At 46.8% G+C, this 20047-nt stretch carries 6 protein-coding genes; 5 read left to right on the forward strand and 1 reads right to left on the reverse strand.

Annotated elements, in window-relative coordinates:
* Positions 1-56 precede the first annotated feature (56 nt).
* Positions 57-680 carry a uracil-DNA glycosylase family protein gene (locus tag QQL66_RS13120; RefSeq protein ID WP_284381986.1) on the forward strand — a complete coding sequence of 208 codons (624 nt, stop codon included), beginning with the start codon at positions 57-59 and terminating at the stop codon, positions 678-680.
* Here QQL66_RS13120 and QQL66_RS13125 read toward each other — a convergent pair.
* Positions 677-1150: a hypothetical protein gene (locus QQL66_RS13125; RefSeq protein ID WP_284381987.1), complete on the reverse strand. Its 474-nt coding sequence runs from the start codon at positions 1148-1150 to the stop codon at positions 677-679. The genes QQL66_RS13120 and QQL66_RS13125 overlap by 4 nt on opposite strands.
* 441 nt (positions 1151-1591) lie before the next feature.
* Here QQL66_RS13125 and QQL66_RS13130 point away from each other — a divergent pair, with 441 nt between their 5' ends.
* The 4 genes from QQL66_RS13130 to QQL66_RS13145 all read left to right on the forward strand — a co-directional run bounded on the left by QQL66_RS13130 (position 1592) and on the right by QQL66_RS13145 (position 20021).
* Positions 1592-3013, forward strand: coding sequence for an SPFH domain-containing protein (locus tag QQL66_RS13130; RefSeq protein WP_284381988.1), 1422 nt, complete (start codon positions 1592-1594; stop codon positions 3011-3013).
* Positions 3014-3693: 680 nt separating this feature from the next.
* The gene (locus QQL66_RS13135) at positions 3694-4509 is read left to right on the forward strand and encodes a sulfotransferase family protein (protein ID WP_284381989.1); all 816 of its coding nucleotides are present in this window, start codon (positions 3694-3696) and stop codon (positions 4507-4509) included.
* 144 nt (positions 4510-4653) lie between these two features.
* Positions 4654-16719 carry a tandem-95 repeat protein gene (locus tag QQL66_RS13140; RefSeq protein WP_284381991.1) on the forward strand — a complete coding sequence of 4022 codons (12066 nt, stop codon included), beginning with the start codon at positions 4654-4656 and terminating at the stop codon, positions 16717-16719.
* Complete coding sequence (locus QQL66_RS13145; protein ID WP_284381993.1) at positions 16719-20021, forward strand: CRTAC1 family protein; 3303 nt, start codon at positions 16719-16721, stop codon at positions 20019-20021. Before QQL66_RS13140 ends, QQL66_RS13145 begins: the two co-directional genes overlap by 1 nt.
* Positions 20022-20047 lie beyond the last annotated feature (26 nt).

Consider the following 20047-nt stretch of genomic DNA (forward strand, 5'->3'; position numbering starts at 1 on the left):
GCTGTACCAGAGATCTGTTCCCTAGAGTCTATGCAGTTTAGAAGTTTTTAAAAATTATGTCGAAGCACGATCCCGCCTTTGAGGCATCCATCAAACAACAACGCATAGTCCTGACGGACTTACTATCTGAAGTCAGGGCTTGTCGCATCTGTCAGGCCGTGCTGGAACCCAACCCAGTAGTCAGAGCCAGTGTCGATGCCGAGTTATTGATCATTGGTCAGGCGCCGGGAACCCGTGTTCATGCCACCGGCATACCCTGGAATGATCCCAGTGGCGATCGTTTGAGATCCTGGCTGTCGATGGATAAATCGGATTTTTATGACGAAGCCAAAGTGGCCATTATTCCGATGGGCTTCTGTTACCCTGGCAAGGGCAAGAGTGGTGATTTACCGCCCAGACCTGAATGTGCAGAAGCGTGGCACGCGCGTTTGTTGGCCTTATTGCCTAAGGTTCGACTGACACTCTTGGTTGGAAGTTATGCTCAGAATTACTATCTGGGGAGGAGTAAAAAGAAAACGCTGACTGAGACAGTTAAAAATTATCGAGAGTATTTGGAAAAAGGATTCCTTCCGATTCCTCATCCTTCACCAAGAAATACCTTGTGGTTAAAGAAAAATCCCTGGTTTGAGGATGAGGTGGTAACGGAGATGAGGCGTCATCTCAGAGGAATAGGGTATTAAGCGGTTTTGATGGCACCGATGTCTTTCTTCTGAACGTAAACATCATCCACCCAACAGCGAATAGCAGGTGCGATCCCTAAACATTGGATTTTCAGGCTTTCCAAATCGCCTTGAATATCCAGAACTGCATTGCCAGATAGCATCACTGACTTAGTGCCACGGGCGTCTGTTTTATCGACCACGACATGTTGCTCGCCGTACGCATCTTCGAATGTAAGCAGTAAACTGATACTGCCGGATACTTCTACATCAAAGCTTAACCATGCGGCAGCACTGAAGCTTTTTTGAGAGCTTACGGCTGCGGTTGCCGTCGGTGCGTGGTTTTTACGGCGTAGCATTTTAAAGAAGCTTTTGCGACTCTTCTCATTCAATGGATCCTTGCAGACCGGCGCATCCATGTACTGGCTACGTGGGATTTGTTTTAAGGTCATTGGCTGATCAATGGCTTCAGAAAAAACAACGAATTTCATATTCAGGTGCTGGCTTATTGTTATTTAAGTTGGAGGACAGAGGGGGATAGAGCACAAGAGTGTGATTAAGTTCCCTAGGTGTGTCCTGTTTTCACATAAATTGGTTGGCAGGCATTCTATCAGTCTTAATTATTAAAATGTGAACCTGCATCAATATTTGACCAATCATTCGATAATCTGATGGTTAACCTTCCTAAAAAGGTACTTGAACATACTTTTTGGCCTTTTAGGCCATGTAGTTTCCGGATGTAAGAATTTAAGGAACCAGCAAACGATTTGAGCGATTAGATATGGCAAATGTTCATGCGGCCCGATTACAATGTGCCCGCTTCGTAGCATTTAATAATATCAAGTACTCATGTATCAATTACCTACGATTACGATATAAAAGTACACTTCGAACATACTTAGTTTTAATTAATTGGCAGAAGGAATCAGCCCATGACTTCAATTGGTTTTGGTATTGCAGGCGTTGCCCTGATAATCGCCATTTTTCTTCAATTCGGTATCAGAGATAAAGAACGAATCCCTAAAGGTGCCATGCGTCTTATCCTGACCATTGCGGCCATCGGGTTTGGTTTAGGGTTTACCGGTTCCGGTATTTTCTATGCAGAGCCAGGGTATGTCTATCACGTGCGTACTGTGATGGGTGATGAAGAAGTGGTGTCTGAACCAGGCTACAAATTTTATCCGTTCGGTCGTTATAACGCCTGGAAGCGTGCAATGACGGTACAGGCCGCTGCAGGATCAACCGACTCTCTATATGCAGAGCGTGATACCTCCGAAGCCAGTGCTGGGTTACCTCCGCTTAATATTATGTTTTTGGATCAGGTAGATGCGGATGCCGAAGCAACCGTACGTTTCTCAATCCCGAGTGACGAAGAATCATTTTTACAACTAACACACGAATATCGTACGCCGGAAAACCTGTTGCGTACTGCACTGATTCCGGCATTCAAAGAAACGCTACAAGCGACGGCTTCTTTGTTCAGTGCTGAAAATTATTACTCTGGTGCTCGTTCCGAGTTCAACTCTGAGTTCGAACAGCAAATGACCAGTGGTATCTATATCGTTCGTCGTGAAGAAGTAACCAGACGATCAGAGCGCAAAATAAAAAGTACCGCCAATGCTGCACTGGGCCAGAATCAGGAATCCTACGGTGATGAAGCGAAAGTTGAATTCGTAGTTAACAAAGTTTTGGACGAAAATGGCCAGCCAAGGAAGAAGCTTCAGAAGTTTGTTAATTTTGGAATTTCAGTAGTGGATGCTCGTGTCACCAATATGCGTCCAAACAGTAAGTTTGTTGAGCGCATGCAGTTGAAGCAAAAAGCCTCTGCGGATCGCGCCATTGCCCGTGAACAACGTATTCAGGAAGAAGAACAACGCTTATTGGCTATCGCTAAAGGTGAGCGTGAAGTTGCACAGCGTCAAGCCAAGGCAAAAGTAGAGCAAATCCAGCGTACCACTGAAGCCGAGACGGAAAAGCAACTGGCATTGACCAAGGCCTTGAAGTTGAAAGAGCAGGCGACAATCGAAAAAGAAACCGCCGAAATTAATCTTGAAAAAGCCAAGGTAGAAGCGCAGACCGTTAAAACACTGGCAGATGCGGAAGCTTATAAGAAGCGAGAAATCCTAAGTGCGGATAACGCCTTGGCTCAGAAGCTGGAAGCCGAAGTTAAAATCCAACAGCTGTGGGCTGACGCATACTCTAAACGTGCTGTTCCTACCAATGTTTTTGGTTCGGGTGGTGATACTCCGGTGGGTGGTGACTCCGAAACCCGTGCCTTTATGCAAATGCTGACACTAGATGCGGCTCAGCGTCTTAGTTATGACCGTGACATCTCAAAAACAAAATCACGATAAGTGATGTGCTCTCAGCCAGACTTGTTCATTGTTGAATGAGTTTGGCTAGGGTGTTTTCTACGTTTTTCCCCATAGATAAAACTTCTCAAAGCTCAGATTTTTGAGTCACCTGTCAGTCTTTTTCGGCCATATCAGCGCCGATGATATTAGCCTAACTAGTGCTTGGTTATCGTCTATTTTGATTGACCTAAGCAAACTATTTTGTATGTCTTACATTACCCTTCTTTTTGTTGAGATTTAGCCGTTTTTGAATTGCTGTAAATGCGACATTTGGAAAATTCGTCATCTATATTTATCGGTATTCAGTGAGATAAACAGCCGTGTTGGTAAGGCTTGAACGTGTATTAGGTGAATTGCTTAGGATGAATGATTCCCTAAGGACCGAGAGTACTACTTTTTTAGTAATTCCTGTCTCTACTTTGTCTTTCAATACCCTACCTAAAATTATCGTCTATCGTTACAGCAAGTGCCCTTGTTAAAGAATTTCTGAGTGAATTACTCAGGGATGTAATCTCGTGTAATCGATAGTTTTAGGATTTAAGTCCAAGATTCTACTTGGTGTCTTGTGATTTCACTTGATTGCAAATGTAAAAACAATGGCAAAGCCCTCGTTTGTGGTTTGGTTGTTTTGTTCCGTTTTCGGCAAATGACTTTAACTATTGATAAATTACATGGATTGTATGCAGAAAGTTCATTTTATCTCAGGTTTACCCCGTTCCGGTTCTACCTTACTGGCAGGAATATTACGCCAGAATCCCAGTTTTCATGCGGCTATGTCGAGTCCAGTTGCTTCCTTGATGAATGGTTGCCTTGAGCAAATGGGAGCAGGTGGTGAGTTCTTCACTTTTTTCAATGAAAGAAAACGAAAAGACATCTGTCGCGCACTCTTCAATACCTACTATCAAGAACAAGCAGACAAGCAGATTATTTTTGATACCAATCGTATTTGGACCGCCCGTTTACATCAGCTGACTGAGCTTTATGACGATTTCAAAGTGATCTGTTGTGTTCGCAATCCAGCTTGGGTGATGGACAGTTTTGAAGTGATCTATCGCAAAAATCCTTTCGATTACAGCCGTATGTACAACCCTCAATCCCGGCAAACCGTTTACTCCCGTTGTGAGAGCATGATCAGTGCGTCCGGCACGGTGGGCAGTGCGTGGACTGCGCTAAAAGAGGCGTATTACGGTGAGTATTCTGATCGTTTATTACTGATTGATTATGACTTGTTAACGCAACATCCCGTGAAGACGCTTGAGTTGCTCTATCAGTTTATTGGTGAGCCGATGTACGACCACGATTTTAATAGTGTGGACTATGAGGCTAATGAGTTTGATCGAAACCTGGGGGCAAAAGGGCTGCATCAAGTGAAGAAAAAAGTCGAGTTTAAGACTCGTCGCAGCATTTTACCGCCGGAGTTATTTCAGAAGTACAGTGACATGGCGTTTTGGCAAGACACTGCTGGTACCTCAGCAAGCATCATTAGTTCTAAATAAGAGCGTCCAAATGAGTGCTTCCGCGAAAGGTGATTTAGGTAACAAGCGGTTAACTAATAAGCAGTGAAGTACCAAGCAGTGAACTAACAAGTAGCTAAGTATTAAAAAGCATACGCAACAAAAAATATTAACGAAGGTTGGATTATGAATAAGCATGTTTTAAAAGGCATTACATCGGCAATGATGTCTTTAGGGGTCTGCAATGTTGCGCCTGCACAAGCTTACAGTGCTTATACGCCAGGTGCTGTTCAAACGTATGCCAGGCAAAACAGAGTAGGTGCGGCTCCCATGCCTTTGGGACATCCTTCTCTGAATAATTCACCTTCGAGTCGAACTGAGAAACAGTTGCTTACACAGAGGCAGAGAAATCAGCCTGTCTCTTTAATTCAACAAGTGACCTCTGCCAATGAAGTGTATCTGAACTCGGCGGCTCATCGTGATCTCGACCTTCAAGATGCTACTTCTACAAAAACCACATCTACAAAAACCACATCTACTGAAACCCGTGTAAGTGAAATACCTACTGACTTAGTGATAGAGACTCGCCATGCTATTTCCGAGCTGATTATTATTGATCAGGCGGTTGCCGATAAGCATTTGATATACCGCCAGCTTAAACCCGGTATGGAAATCAGAGAAATCAATGCGTTTGACGATGGTTTGGTTCAGCTATCCACTATTTTGTCTGATTATCATGATCTTGATGCCTTACATATTTTTTCTCACGGCCGCGATGGGGCAATTCTTCTTGGTAATTCTCAGATTAATGAGGCCAAGTTAAACCACGAAATCAATGCACTTTCAGATATCGACGGGGCGTTGAAAGACGGTGCGGACTTACTGCTCTACGGATGTGAACTGGCTAAAACCGAACAGGGTGAGCAACTGTTGGAATTGATTGCCAGCCAGGCTAACGTGGATGTGGCGGCGTCCAATGACTTAACCGGGAACTCGCAGTTAGGCGGTGACTGGGATCTGGAAATCCAGACGGGCGATATTGAAACCGAGTTGCTGGCAAACTCTATTGCCATGCAAGACTTTTCGACGGTGTTATTGGATAGCACTCTTTCAGGCAGTGAGTTCTCTAGTTCTGGTTATACTGATCCTAAAACGACTACTGTTGGGTCTTATACGGCTCGATTGTCTTCAAACAGCTCAGGCATGGGTGATTATTCATTTAAATGTGCTAACGTTGCCAATTATTGTATTGAGGACTACGGCAGCAACGGCAACGGGGTAGGTACAAAGATTTACCTGGATTTCACGGGTGGGCAGGAATTTGATATTACCAGTCTGTATATTTATAGCACTACAGCACAAGATTTTACTTTTGAGTCGAATAATGGTGACAGCAGCACCTTAAGTTTAGGCGCTGGTGGCAGTAGCTCTCCAACTCTTAACTGGACCGGTATTACCAAACTGACCATTCGCCGAACCGATAATGGCACGTTTGGACGATTAAAAATCGGTACGTTTGTTTTAACTAATATCCAGAACCCGACAACCCCAACCATCAGTGGTGTAACCTATGATTCCAGCTCAGGTAATCTAGTCGTCACAGGGACCAACTTCGAAGCCAAAACCGGCGCTGCCAATGATATTACCGTTAATAAACTGACCATCACTGGTGAAGGTGGCGGTGGATCGGCTTACACGCTCACTTCAAGTACAAATGTTGAAATAGATTCCGCCACTCAGTTTACTGTACCCATCAGTGGTACCGATAAATTACGGGTTGATGCCTTACTTAACAAAAACAGCACATCGGCAGACGATGGCACCAGCTACAATCTAGCTGCAGCGGATGACTATGTTGCTAATGTTACTACTGGCGATACCTCCAGCTCGACCAATGGCATTACTGTTAGTAATTATGCGAATCCAAACATTACGTCTTCAACCTACGATGCCAGTACCGGGGCATTGGTTGTTACTGGTAGTGGCTTTTCCAGCGTCAGTGGTGCCAATAATGACGTCATTGCTAATACATTCACATTCACCGGAGACGGTGGCGATACCTATACATTGACCGACAGCAGTAATGTCGATGTCACTTCTGCCACCTCGTTTACCATTACGCTCAGTGCCACGGATAAGCAGCATGTGAATGGTATTCTGAACAAGAATTTAACCAGTGCCGAAAGCGGCCAGACATATAACCTGGAAGCTGCTGATAATTGGATGGCGGGCGGTGCATCGAATTCCAATATTGCTGATAGCACAGCAACTATCAATGTCAGTAACGTGACGGCGCCTGCCGTCACGTCTGCTACTTACAACCAAGGAACGGGTGTATTGACCGTCACCGGCACCAACTTTGTCAATAAAGTGGGGGCCACCAATGACGTTGATGTGAGTAAACTGACCCTGACGGGTGAGGGTGGAAATACCTATACCTTAACCACCAGTAACGTGGAAATTACCAGTGCGACTTCCTTTTCAGTTACGCTCAATGCCACTGATAAATTGGTGGTTAACGGGCTTCTTAATAAAAACGGCACTCAGGCCGATGATGGTGCGACGAACTACAACTTGAATTTGGCCGATGATTATATGCCGGCGGTGGCAACATCGACCAATATCGCAGATGCAACGAACGCCGTAACCGTCAGTAATGTGCAAGTTCCGACGATTACCAGCGCAACCTATGATGCAAACAGTAAAGCGTTGGTGGTGACCGGTACCGGGTTTGCCAGAAAATATGGCGCCGCAAATGACATTGATACCACCAAACTGTCACTGACCGGTGAGAGTGGTAATAGTTATACGCTCACGGGCAGCGCAGTTGAAATCAGTTCGGAAACCGCATTTACCGTGACACTCAGTGATACCGATAAACTTAATGTCAACGGTTTACTGAACAAAGACGGCACCACATCTGACGGCGGCACTACCTATAATCTGGTTGGAGCGGAAGATTGGCAACAAGGTGCAGCCGCGAGTGCGACAATTGCGGATACAACAGGAAACAGCATTACGGTCAGTAGCTCGGCTGACCCAACCATTACCTCTGCAACTTACGACTATTCCAGTGGTGTGTTGGCTGTTACCGGCACCCGGTTTGTTAAAAAGCCAGGGTTAACGAATGATGTGGATTTGACCAAGCTGGCGCTTCTTGGTGAAGCCAGTGGCACCCGAACGTTAACCACCACTAACGTCGAAATTACCGATGAAACCGGTTTTAGTGTCTCATTAAACAGTGCCGATAAAACAGCCGTGAATGCATTACTTAATACCAATGGCACTCAATCGGCAGATTCAACCACTTACAACCTGAATGCGTCCGATAATTGGATGGCGGGTGCTGCAACTAATAATGATATTTCGGATGCGAGCGGAAACGGAATTACGGTCAGTAACGTTCCTGTACCGGCCATTACTTCTGCGACGTACAACTATGGCACGGGTGTCCTGGTGGTGACCGGGACGGACTTTGTCAGTAAATCCGGTGCTTTAAACGACATTGATGTGACCAAACTGACGATCAATGGTGAAGGCAATAATACTTATACGTTAACGAGTAGCAACGTCGAGATTTCCAGTGCGACGTCCTTCAGCGTAACTTTGAATGCGACAGATCAAATCAACATCAATGTCCTACTTAATAAAAATGGTACGACGGCTGATGGCGGCGCGACCTACAACTTAGCGGCTGCGGAAGATTGGATGGCAGGCACGGCGGCCAGTACCATAATTGCAGATTTAACTTTAAACGGCATTACAGTAAGCGGTGTAACTACACCAACTATTACGTCTGCTACCTATGATGCAACCAGTGGTGCTTTGGTTGTGACGGGCACCAATCTTGTCGGTTACCCGGGTGCAACAAACGATGTGGATGTATCTTTACTGACCTTGACCGGTGATAACGGTAATTTTTATACACTTACCAGTGCCAGTGATGTTGAAATTACTTCATCTACTAGCTTTACCATCACGTTGACAGGTGCAGATAAAACGAACGTTGATGGCTTGTTGAATAAAAACGGCACCACTTCGGACGTCAGCGGCACAACATACAATATTGCCGGAGCAGATAACTGGATGCCGGGCGCTCCTCCATCCGTCGATATTTCCGACACAACCGGTAACGGCATTACGGTAAGTAATGTGACCGTTCCGACCATCACTTCTGCCACTTACGATGCAACGTCTGGCGTAGTCGTTGTCACCGGTACCAACCTGCGTAACTACAGTGGCGCAAGTAATGATGTGGATGTTTCTCTATTGACGTTCACTGGTGATTCCGGTGCAACCTATACCTTAACCAGCGCAACGGATGTTGAGATTACGTCAGCAACACAATTTACGCTCACTTTGTCCGGGGCTGATAAAACGAATGTTGATGGTTTGCTGAATAAAAACGGTACCACCTCAGACAGCGGTACTACCTATAACCTGGCGGTGGCGGATAACTGGATGCCGTCGACACTTAACTCGGCAAGTTCCGGTGATCTGACTGGCAACGGGATTACTGTCAGTAATGTTACGACGCCAACCATCACGTCATCTACGTATGACTTTACATCCGGTGTGTTATCCGTTACGGGTACTAACTTCCGTAATTTGTCCGGTTCAAGCAATGATGTGGATACCACCAAGTTATCGCTCAAAGGGGAAGGAACCAACAGCTACACATTAACCGGCGCGAGTGTCGAAATTACCTCTGCAACTGCTTTTAGTCTGACGTTAAGTGACACCGATAAAATCAATGTAAATGGCTTGCTGAATAAAGACGGTACGTCCGCTGATGACGCCACAACTTATAACTTGGCAGCTGCAGATGACTGGCTGCCTTCGGCATTGAGTGCTACTGACATCAGTGATGCAACCAACTCCGTAACCGTCAGTAATGTGGTTACGCCAACCATCACCTCCATAACGTATGACTATGCCACAGGTGTGGTAACTGTAACCGGTACTAACTTTGTGAAGACGGTCGGTGCAGCCAATGATGTTGATATCTCACTATTTACTTTCACCGGTGAAAATGGCGCATCCTATACTCTCGCAAGCTCCACTGATATTGAAATTACTTCTTCGACCAGCTTTACCTTTACGCTGACCGGAGCGGATCTGACAGGAGTGAACGCTCTGATGACCGCCAATGGAACGACAGCGGGAAGTGGTACAACCTACAATGTTTCTGCTGCGGATAATTGGATGAGAGGTGCGGCTGGTAGCGCCAATATCGCAGATACCACGGGTAACAGCATCACGGTAAGCAATGCACCTACACCAGCGATAACCTCTGCAACGTATGATGCAACTACCGGTATTTTGGTAGTGACAGGCAGTAATTTTGCGGCCAAGTCCGGTGCTCTGAATGACGTGTCTGTGTCTAAGTTGACGTTGACTGGTGAAGCATCAGCTACGTATACCTTGACCAGCAGTGACGTTGAAATTGACTCTGCAACGCAGTTTACAGTGACCTTGAATGCCACAGATAAGCTCACTGTGAATGGGTTACTTAACACCAACGGTACTCAGTCTGATGACAGTACCGCCTATAATCTGGCTGCTGCCGATGACTTTATTGCGGAAACAACGGCGGGGAACAGCAGTGATACCACGGGCAATGCCATCACCGTAAGCAATGTGGTTAGTCCTCAGATCACCAGTGCAACTTATGATGCGTCTGCGGGATCACTGGTGGTTACTGGTACTAACTTTGTCCATGCTTCAGGCAGCTCTAACGATGTGGATATCTCACTGTTAACCTTCACGGGTGAGGGTGGAAGTACTTATACCATTGCCAGCGCTTCAGACGTTGAGGTTACCTCTGCAACCCAATTCACCGTTACTTTGACAGGGCAGGATCAAACCAACATCAATGGTCTGCTAAATAAAAACGGTACCGTTTCAGACGATGCGACTACGTTTAATTTAGCTGCGGCTGATAATTGGATGACAGGGGCTGCGGCGGCAGATAATGTGGCCGATGGCACTAATGGCGTTACCGTTAGCAATGTTGCCGCCCCAACCATAACATCAGCCACTTACGATGCAACAAGCGGGATCTTGGTCATTACTGGTACTAACTTCAGCAGTGTTCCAGGAGCAGCAAACGATGCTGATATCTCCGCGCTGACTTTGGTGGGTGAAGCGAGCAATAGTTACACCATTAGCAGCTCCACGGATGTGGAGGTCAGTTCAACCACTGAACTCTCTGTAACCTTGACGGGTACCGATAAAACCAGTGTGGATGGGCTGTTGAATAAGAACGGCACCAGTTCTGATGATGTTACTACCTACAACCTAGCGGCGGCAGATGATTGGCTAGCGGGCGCAGCGTCCAGCACGGACATTGCTGATGCGACCAATGGGGTCACTGTATCCAACGTAACCGTACCTACCATCACTTCAGCAACTTACGACGGTACTTCTGGCACCTTGGTGGTGACGGGTACTAACTTGCGTAGCCTGAGCGGTGCGGCCAACGATGCAGACTTCTCTAAATTGACTTTGTCCGGTCAAGGTGGAAGTAGCTATACATTAACGACTAGCTCCGTCGATATCACAAGCGCAACCACATTCAGTGCTGTTTTAAATTCTACGGACCAATCGAACCTAGCCGTATTGCTGAATAAAAATGGAACGAGTGCGGTAGACGCTACGGTCTACAACCTAAGCGCCGCCGACAACTGGATGCCAGGAGCGGCAGCCACCACAGATCTCTCTGACACCACCGGAAACGGCATTACGGTGTCGAATGTGGCAAATCCAACGGTGACATTGAGCGCGAACAGCAATACGGTGGCAGAGGCATCTGGTTCCTCGGTAATCACGGCGACTCTCTCAGCGGCAACCAGCGTCGATGTGACGGTCAATCTGGCTTATACCGGAACGGCAACCAGCGTCGCGGATTACTCAACGACTGGTAGCAGCATTACTATCTCCTCTGGTTCATTGACTGGCAGCGTGACGCTGCAAGCGGTTCAGGATGCATCAGTAGAAAGCAATGAAACCATTGTTGTAGATATCGATTCCATTACTGGTAATACCGCCACCGAAGCAACCACTCAGCAGCAAACTGTGACCATCGCTGATGATGACACTACGACTGTGACTTTAACGGCGAGTGCAAGCTCCATTGCAGAAGCAGCGGGCACCAGTACGATCACGGCGACATTGGGCAGTGCTTCATTTGAAGATGTAACGGTCAGTCTGGGGTATTCCGGTACGGCCACAAGTGGCACTGATTACGTGACGCCAGCCAGCAGCATCACCATTACTGCAGGTCAAACGACTGGCTCCACTACCTTGACTGCAACGGCAGACAGTACCGTGGAAACAGGTGAAACCATCATTGTGGATATCACAGGTGTCAGTGGCGGCAGTGCCAGTGAGAGTGGTGCTCAGCAACAAACCGTGACCATTACCGATGATGACAGTGCTACCGTTACCTTATCTGCAAGTACCAGCACTATTGCAGAAGCGGCGGGCAGCAGCACGATTACAGCTACTCTGGATCAGGCCACGTATGAAAACGTGACAGTGAACCTTGGCTATTCTGGTACGGCGAGCAGTGGTATTGACTACGCCACGCCTGCCGGCAGTATCACCATTACTGCAGGTCAAACTACAGGTAGCACTACGCTGACGGCAACAGCGGACAGCAGCGTGGAAGCAAGTGAAACCATCATTGTTGATGTGACAGCAGTGAGTGGCGGCAGCGCCAGCGAAAACGGTACCCAACAACAAACCGTGACCATCACCGATGATGACACTACTTCTGTCACCTTAGCGGCGAGTTCCAGTAGCATCGTGGAAGCCGCAGGTACCAGCACAATCACCGCTTCATTGAGCAGTGCGACATATGAAGATGTGACCATCAGTCTGGGTTACTCCGGTACTGCAACCAGTGGTACTGACTATGCTACGCCAGCCAGCAGTATCACTATTACCGCAGGCCAGACTTCAGGCAGTACAACCCTGACAGCAACACAGGACTCTAGTGAAGAAAGCGATGAAACCATCATCGTGGATATCACTGGCGTTAGTGGCGGCAGTGCCAGTGAAAGTGGTACTCAACAACAAACGGTAACCATCACCAACGATGACAATGAAACCACCGCAGATACCGCCACCGTTGATGAAGACAGCAGTGTTCAGGTGGACGTGCTCAGTAATGATGTGGGTGCTGGTTCGGCATTGAATCCGGCAAGTGTTGCAATCGTTACTTCTGCAACAAGCGGTTCGACCAGCATTAATACGGCAAATGGTGTGATCACTTATACACCGACCGCAGACTTTAACGGCTCTGATTCGTTTGCCTATACCGTGGCGGACACTCAAGGCAATACATCCGCCAGTACGACTGTTTCTATTACGGTTACAGCTGTGAATGATGCACCGGTAGCGGTTGCGGATACGGCAACTGTGACCGAAGACAGCTCTGTCGTCATTGATGTTCTGTCGAATGATACCGATGTGGATGGTGCCAATGAGATTAACAGCGCTAGCTTGGCTGTTTCTTCTCAACCTTCCAACGGCAGTGTTGTGGTTGCAAATAATAAAGTGACTTATACACCGGCTTCGGATTACTACGGCAGTGATACCTTCGAATATACCGTCAATGACAACACGGGTGCCGTATCCTCGACAGGGACGGTGACTATCAACGTATCTGGCATTAACGATGCACCAACGGTAGTAGCCGATACTGTTCAAACGGATGAAGATACCGCCGTGTCTATTGCTGTGTTGGACAACGATTCAGACAGCGATGGCACGATTGATGTCTCCACGATTGCTGTGGTAGTTGATCCATCTAACGGCACAGTAACCGCTCTAAGCGATGGTTCGTTTACTTACATGCCGAATGCAGATTATAACGGTTCGGATTCCTTCACTTATACCGTGAAAGATGATCAGGATGCTGTCTCTTCGCAAGCAACGGTGTCAATTACGGTGAACGCGGTGAATGATGCTCCGGTCGCTGGCAACGATGTTGCGGTTCTTCAGGAAGACTCCAATATCGACATCAATGTGGCGGGTAACGACTCCGACGTGGATAGCACGCTGGATCTGTCTTCGCTAACTGTTTCGGTTCAACCGACTCAAGGTACCGTGACCTTAGTTAATAACATGTTCCGGTATACCCCGAATCAGAACTTTGATGGTTCAGACAGCTTTAGTTACACCATTGATGATGCGGAAGGTAATACCTCCAATGTAGCGTCGGTCGCCATAACGGTTCAGTCTGTGAATGACGAGCCATTGGCGAATAATGATGATGTAACAACGGATGAAGATACACCGGTGGACATTAGCATTCTTGCCAATGACCAGGACATTGACGGTACCCTGGATGCCACCAGTGTTGTCACTGCTCAACCTTCGAATGGCAGCATTCAGGTAAATAATGGTGTTGTGACCTATACACCAGCTGAGAACTTCAGCGGTACTGATCAGTTCACCTATACCGTAAATGATGATTCAGGGGCATCGTCCAACAGCGCGACAGTCTCCATCACGATAACCAGTGTTAATGACCTGCCTGTTATCTCTGGTACACCTGACGCTAACGTCCTGGAAGGTGCGGCTTATTCCTTCACACCTACGTTATCTGATGTTGAAGGTGATTCATTAACGGTAACGGCTACCAATCTACCTGCTTGGTTGACCCTGAACTCATCGACCGGTGCACTTTCTGGATCACCAGTTGTTGGTGAGGCGGGTGTTTATGCTGACATCGTGCTACAGGTTTCTGATGGCCAAGGCAGCACTGACCTAACTGCGTTCACCATTGAAGTGATCGGTGATAACGACACCGATGGTTTGGCAAACTCGGAAGACTTGGACGATGACAACGATGGCATGTCCGATGAGTTCGAAATTGCCAACGGTTTCGATGCCTTTAACCCAGCAGATGCTTCGCAGGATGCCGATAATGACGGCCTATCCAACCTGGATGAACAAAACGCGGGCAGCAATCCATTAGCGGATGATCAGGCACCGGAAATTGCAGCTGCTCAAGCCTTGAACTTGAATGCAACCGGGCTATTGACGTCTGTCACCGGTTTGGTGGCTCCTACTTCCGTCGATGCGTTGGATGGCGAAGTGACAGTGGCCCTAGTGGGCGGTACTCCGGATAACCTGGCGCCGGGCGCTCATACATACACTTGGTTCTCTGTGGACGCAGCCGGTAATAGGGCCGAGTCAGCGCAGCAAATCAATGTTTATCCTTTGATCTCCCTAAGCAAGGATCAGATGGTTGGTGAAGGTGTGAATGGCCAAATTCGAGTCTTACTGAATGGTTCTGCACCAAGTTATCCGTTGACCGTATCCTATGAGGTTGATGGTACTGCGGATGGCGCTGACCATAACCTGGTGTCTGGCGATGTGGTGTTTGAAGAAGGCGAAGTCACTAAGCTGATTCCGTTTACGATCAACGACGATCAAACCGTAGAAGGAACGGAGCAAGTGGTTGTTTCTCTGGTGGGCGACAACAACTTTGGTATCAAGAAAACACACACCATCACCATTGTGGAAGAGAACGTAGCACCACAAGTGGAGCTAACCATTACTCAAGGCGGTGAGGCGCAACTCATAGTTGAGCAAACCTCTGGGGTCGTGAATTTCTCTGCTCTAATTACTGATCCAAATCCGAATGATCAACATACGGTGGAATGGCAGTTTACAGGCAATGTGGTTACCGAGGTCGTGAGTGATACTCAGCGTCAGTTGAATCCTGCGAATCTGGAACCTGGCGTGTATCAAGCGAAAGTAACTGTCTTTGATGATGGCTTACCGCCTACCAGCAATGAAGTCTCTATATCCTATCGCGTGGTGCAGAGCCTGGCGCCATTAAGCTCCAGCCTGGATTCTGATGGCGATGGGATCAGTGATAGTGATGAAGGTTGGGGGGATGATGATCAGGATGGTCAGCCAAACTATCTGGACTCCTCAAGTCTGTCGAATGTACTGAATGAAGTGGCAGAAGATGGCTTTAAATTCCTTATCGAGACTGAACCTGGGCTTCAGTTGGTGTTGGGTGAGCGTGCGCTGTCGAATGATGGCCGTGGTGCAAAAGTAGAAGAGGACTCTTTGCCTGCATCGCTCCAGATTCCATCAGATGAGATTCAGAACTTCAGTGGTTACTTTGACTTTGTAGTGAATGACCTTCCGGTCATCGGTCAAAGCGTCAATATTGTAATTCCTCAACGTATGGAGATCCCTGAAAACGTGCTTTACCGGAAGTTCGATGGCGTGTGGTACACGTTTGTGGAAGACGCAAATAATACGTTGATGTCAGCACCGGGTGAGCAGGGCGCATGTCCACCACCTGAGTCGGATGAGTATCGTCCTGGGCTTAATGCGGGTGACTGGTGTGTTCAACTAACGATTGAAGACGGTGGTCCGAATGACGCGGATGGTATGGCTAATGGCACAGTCATTGATCCGGGTGGTGTGGGCACTTTAACCAATGCATCAGTAAAAAGCTCCGGCAGTGGCGGAGGAAGTTTTGGATGGGGATGGATAATTATGATGATAGGTATGGTGATGATGAAACTTGCAGGTCAATTTAAGTCGGCGGGGCGCTTGACCGCAATGAGTTTACCGACTGTGTTAGGGATGGGGCTGTTAGTTCCGCCGTTGCTACTGACACCATTAAAGAGTCAGGCACAGGACTGGACGTCTACCTTAAAAGAGCGCAGCTACCTTGAAGTAAACTTGTTTCGGGTGACAACGTCCCAGACCCAACGAGACTTCCGTAATGGTTTGGCCTCAGATGGTTTCACCGTTGATATCGATGAATACGACACTGATCGAACCGGACATCAGTTTGTATGGGGTTATCGTTACCTGGACTGGTCGTTTGCGGAAGTTGGGTATTTGGATTTAGGTAATGTCGATGTCAACTTCTCGACGTTGACAGCGAATACTTCTGATCTTGAGAAGTCCTTCAATAAACATTACCCGGTCACGGGGCAAGGGCTGACGCTCGGGAACCGTTTTCAGGCAGAACCCCTACCTGATGTGACGGTATTTGGTGAAGCCGGACTCTTTTTCTGGAAGCAGGATATTGATGTCAGCGGAACCAATATAGAAGGCGACGATGCCAATGAGACGGATGTCTACATCGGTTTTGGCGCGGGTTACCGACTGGATCAACATATGAGTCTCAACGTAAAACTGCGTCGGATTCTGGTTGATGATCAAGACGTGGACTTATTCGGTATCGGTTTGGGAGTTAGTTTTTAATGGAATGGGCAAAAAAAACGATTTTATCGGCGGCGATGCTTGGCTGTTTAGGTGTTAATCCCGGTTTATATGCTCAACAATCCGGTTCACTGGGGTTGCATTCGAGCAACAGCAATTCAATGAAAGCCATTCTGGCTGAAATTGAAACGCTTGAAAATAAAAGTGATCCTAAGTGCTATGCCACCGCTTCTCGCTTAGAAGATTTTATCTATGGTACGCCACTCTCGGATAAGGCCCGTTTTGCTAAAAATATCCTTCAAAAACAATGGGCGATGAAGGTTTGGTCAAAAGCATCGGCATTGGCAGCACAGAACGGCGAGAATCAGGTTGCGGCCAATTACGTAAACGATGTTGTCTCGTCCATGTTCAGCTATAAAGTGAACGATGAAGGTCTGTGGACGATTTCGTTTGTGAAGGATATAGCATCCGCCAAAGACAATACGGTTAAGAATGACAAGATAACCCTAGGTAAGAACGATAAGCGTCATTATGGCAGTATTGCTTATTCATTGCGTGCGATTTTGGCTGTACAACAAGAAAGTCTGATGGATGCAGAGCTTTCTTTGTTACCTTTAACTCAGCCAGCAATTAACGCGTTGGATGAGTCGCTTGATTTCTTCACTCTGGCTGTGTTGAACAAGGCAGATAAAGAAGCCCGAATCCAGAGTCAGCATGAGCTTACTGAAGTCTTACTGGTAGATACCTGGAATGCTTTGGATTCTGGAGTTATGCCAGAACAAAAACTTGCAGAGACAGCGCCTAAGTCTCCGGCATCGCTTGCATTGCTGCGAGATATCATCGACCAAAAAGTAAGATCGTTTGCGAAATATAATGATGTAAACAATCAGCTTTTTGTTCGGAACTTACAAGTCTACTTTGCCCGTAACAGTTGGCCAAAAGACGAAAATGAAGCGAAGTTATTTAAGCAGCAATTTACAGAAACCTTAATCTTGTTTACTGCTGATTTGTATAAAGGCGCAGAACAAATTGCGCTGGCGAACGCTCATCACACAATCAAAGAGTCCGATGTAAAACAATTCCTGAATTCATTTATTCCTCATAAAATTAATGAATACGAAGATGCGTTGTTTTTTCCGAAGTTGCCCCAGAAGGATCAGGTCTTTATCGAATCCTATGATTTCGATTCCTTCCGTGACAGTGGTGTTCACTGGAACTACCTGAAATACGCATTGTTTTCGCCTAATTTTAAAGCGAATCTAGAGCCAGACCCGTTTGCTGTGGAATTACTTGCCGAGAATGTCGCGCAATTTGGCGTGTTATTACTGCGGGTTACAGGGCAAGTCGGAAAAGAAGCCGGGGATAATAGAATTAAAACAGCGCACTTTTTACAAGCTGCGCGTTCCATCCAGCAAAGAATCAATCAACATGCGTTAGTCAAAGATGACAAGAAAGATGAGTTGCTGGGCTTAGCATCTGCGAAAAGCTCGACTCAATTGGATGCGTCTTCATCCGCTACGTTATTTACTGATGCAACGTCTAAGCTGAACCTCAATATGCAACACCATTCCTCGGACTGGTTGAATCGTTTATTGAGAAGCTACCTTAAAAAAGATGAGCAGACCGGCATTATTACGATTCCGCCTGCGTTTGGTGGTTCTGGTATTGCGTCTGATGATATCAACAATGATGGGCTTGCAGATTTACTTATTCTCAGTGGTTCAGGCAATCGTCTTTATTTAAACAGAAAAGATCACTTTGAGGACGTTACCGAAAAGTCAGGTCTGAACTGGTTACGCGAACAGGATAATCGTCCGGGAGAACCTCGTCAGCCTTTGATTGCAGATATCAATAACGACGGCCTACAAGACATAATTATTACCTACGTTGACGATTCTCATCGAGTCTATAAAAACCTTGGTAATGAGACCTTTGAGGATGTCACCAAGCAGAGTGGTCTTGGGGGCGTTAATCTGGTTGCCGGACCAGCCACTGTATTCGATTATGACAACGACGGCCTGTTAGATATTTATATCACCTACTTTGGTGATTACATCCACGGTGTGTTACCCACATTAAAACGCCGAAACGATAACGGCTTACCCAACAAGTTATTCCGAAATGTCGGGGATTTTAAATTCGAAGATGTAACAGAGGGCAGTGGTTTAGCCGATACCGGCTGGGGCCAGGCAGTTGCTCATACAGACTTTGATTCGGACGGCAGACAAGACCTGATTGTCGGTAATGATTTTGGTGTGAATGGCTATTACCGAAACTTGGGTGGCGGCAAGTTTAAAAATGTCAGCCGTGAAATCGGAACCGATAAACCCTCTTATACGATGGGTATTGGCATCACCGATCTAAATAATGACCTAGTGCCCGATATCTACATTTCGAACATCGTCACGATGAATAAAGATCAGAAATACGTGTTGCCAAGTGAAGAAACGACGATGGTCTTTAATCCTCAAAAACTTGCCAATATGCGGGTGATTGAGGCCAACGATTTGTTTGTTTCGAAGCAAGATGATCAAGGGAACCGAAGCTACTATTCCAGTAAAGCGGTGACTCGTGGCCTGTCTTCAACCGGATGGGCGTGGGATGCGGATTTCTTTGATTTTGATAATGACGGGGATGACGATCTGTATGTGTTGAACGGGATGAACGAATACAACCTATACAGCAATGAAAACCCCTATTATCGGGACCCGATACACAACAAAAAAATGAATTCCTATATGCCCGTGGCAGAGAAAGAAAGTAATGTCTTTTTCATCAATGAAGACGGGAAACTGCAGAACCGATCAGAAGGCAGTGGTGCAAATCTACTGTCTAATTCAAGAAGTGCGACTTACCTCGATTATGATCAGGATGGCGACTTGGACATGATTCTGAATAACTATCATGGGCCTGTCGTTGCTTACCAAAACAACAGCGAACAATTCAACAATAACTGGTTGAACGTCAAGTTAACCGGCTCTCCTAAAGATGGTATTAACCGCGATGCGATTGGGGCATTGGTGATTGCTGAACTGGACAACGGCGAGCGTGTTTGGCGAGAAGTTCATGGTTCTGAAGGGTACATGTCTGTTCACCCCAAAGTTCAACACCTTGGGTTAGGTAAGGCTGATCGTGCCAAGTTAACCGTTGTTTGGCCGAATGGTGAGCGTTCTGATATCGGCCAGGTCGATGCAAAACAGTCGATCTCGATTGATTACCGTGCGTTGAAAAACAGTTCGTTGAAATACAGCACGTTGGAAAATAGCACGTTGAAGAAAGGCGCCTCTGAACGCATTCGTACTAGCTCTTCGGATGCAGGCAGTGTTTCGGACAGAACCCTTTAGAACAAGGTTATTTTCACGCTTCACAC

It is taken from the genome of Litoribrevibacter albus (genome assembly GCF_030159995.1).
Lineage (GTDB): Bacteria > Pseudomonadota > Gammaproteobacteria > Pseudomonadales > Litoribrevibacteraceae > Litoribrevibacter > Litoribrevibacter albus.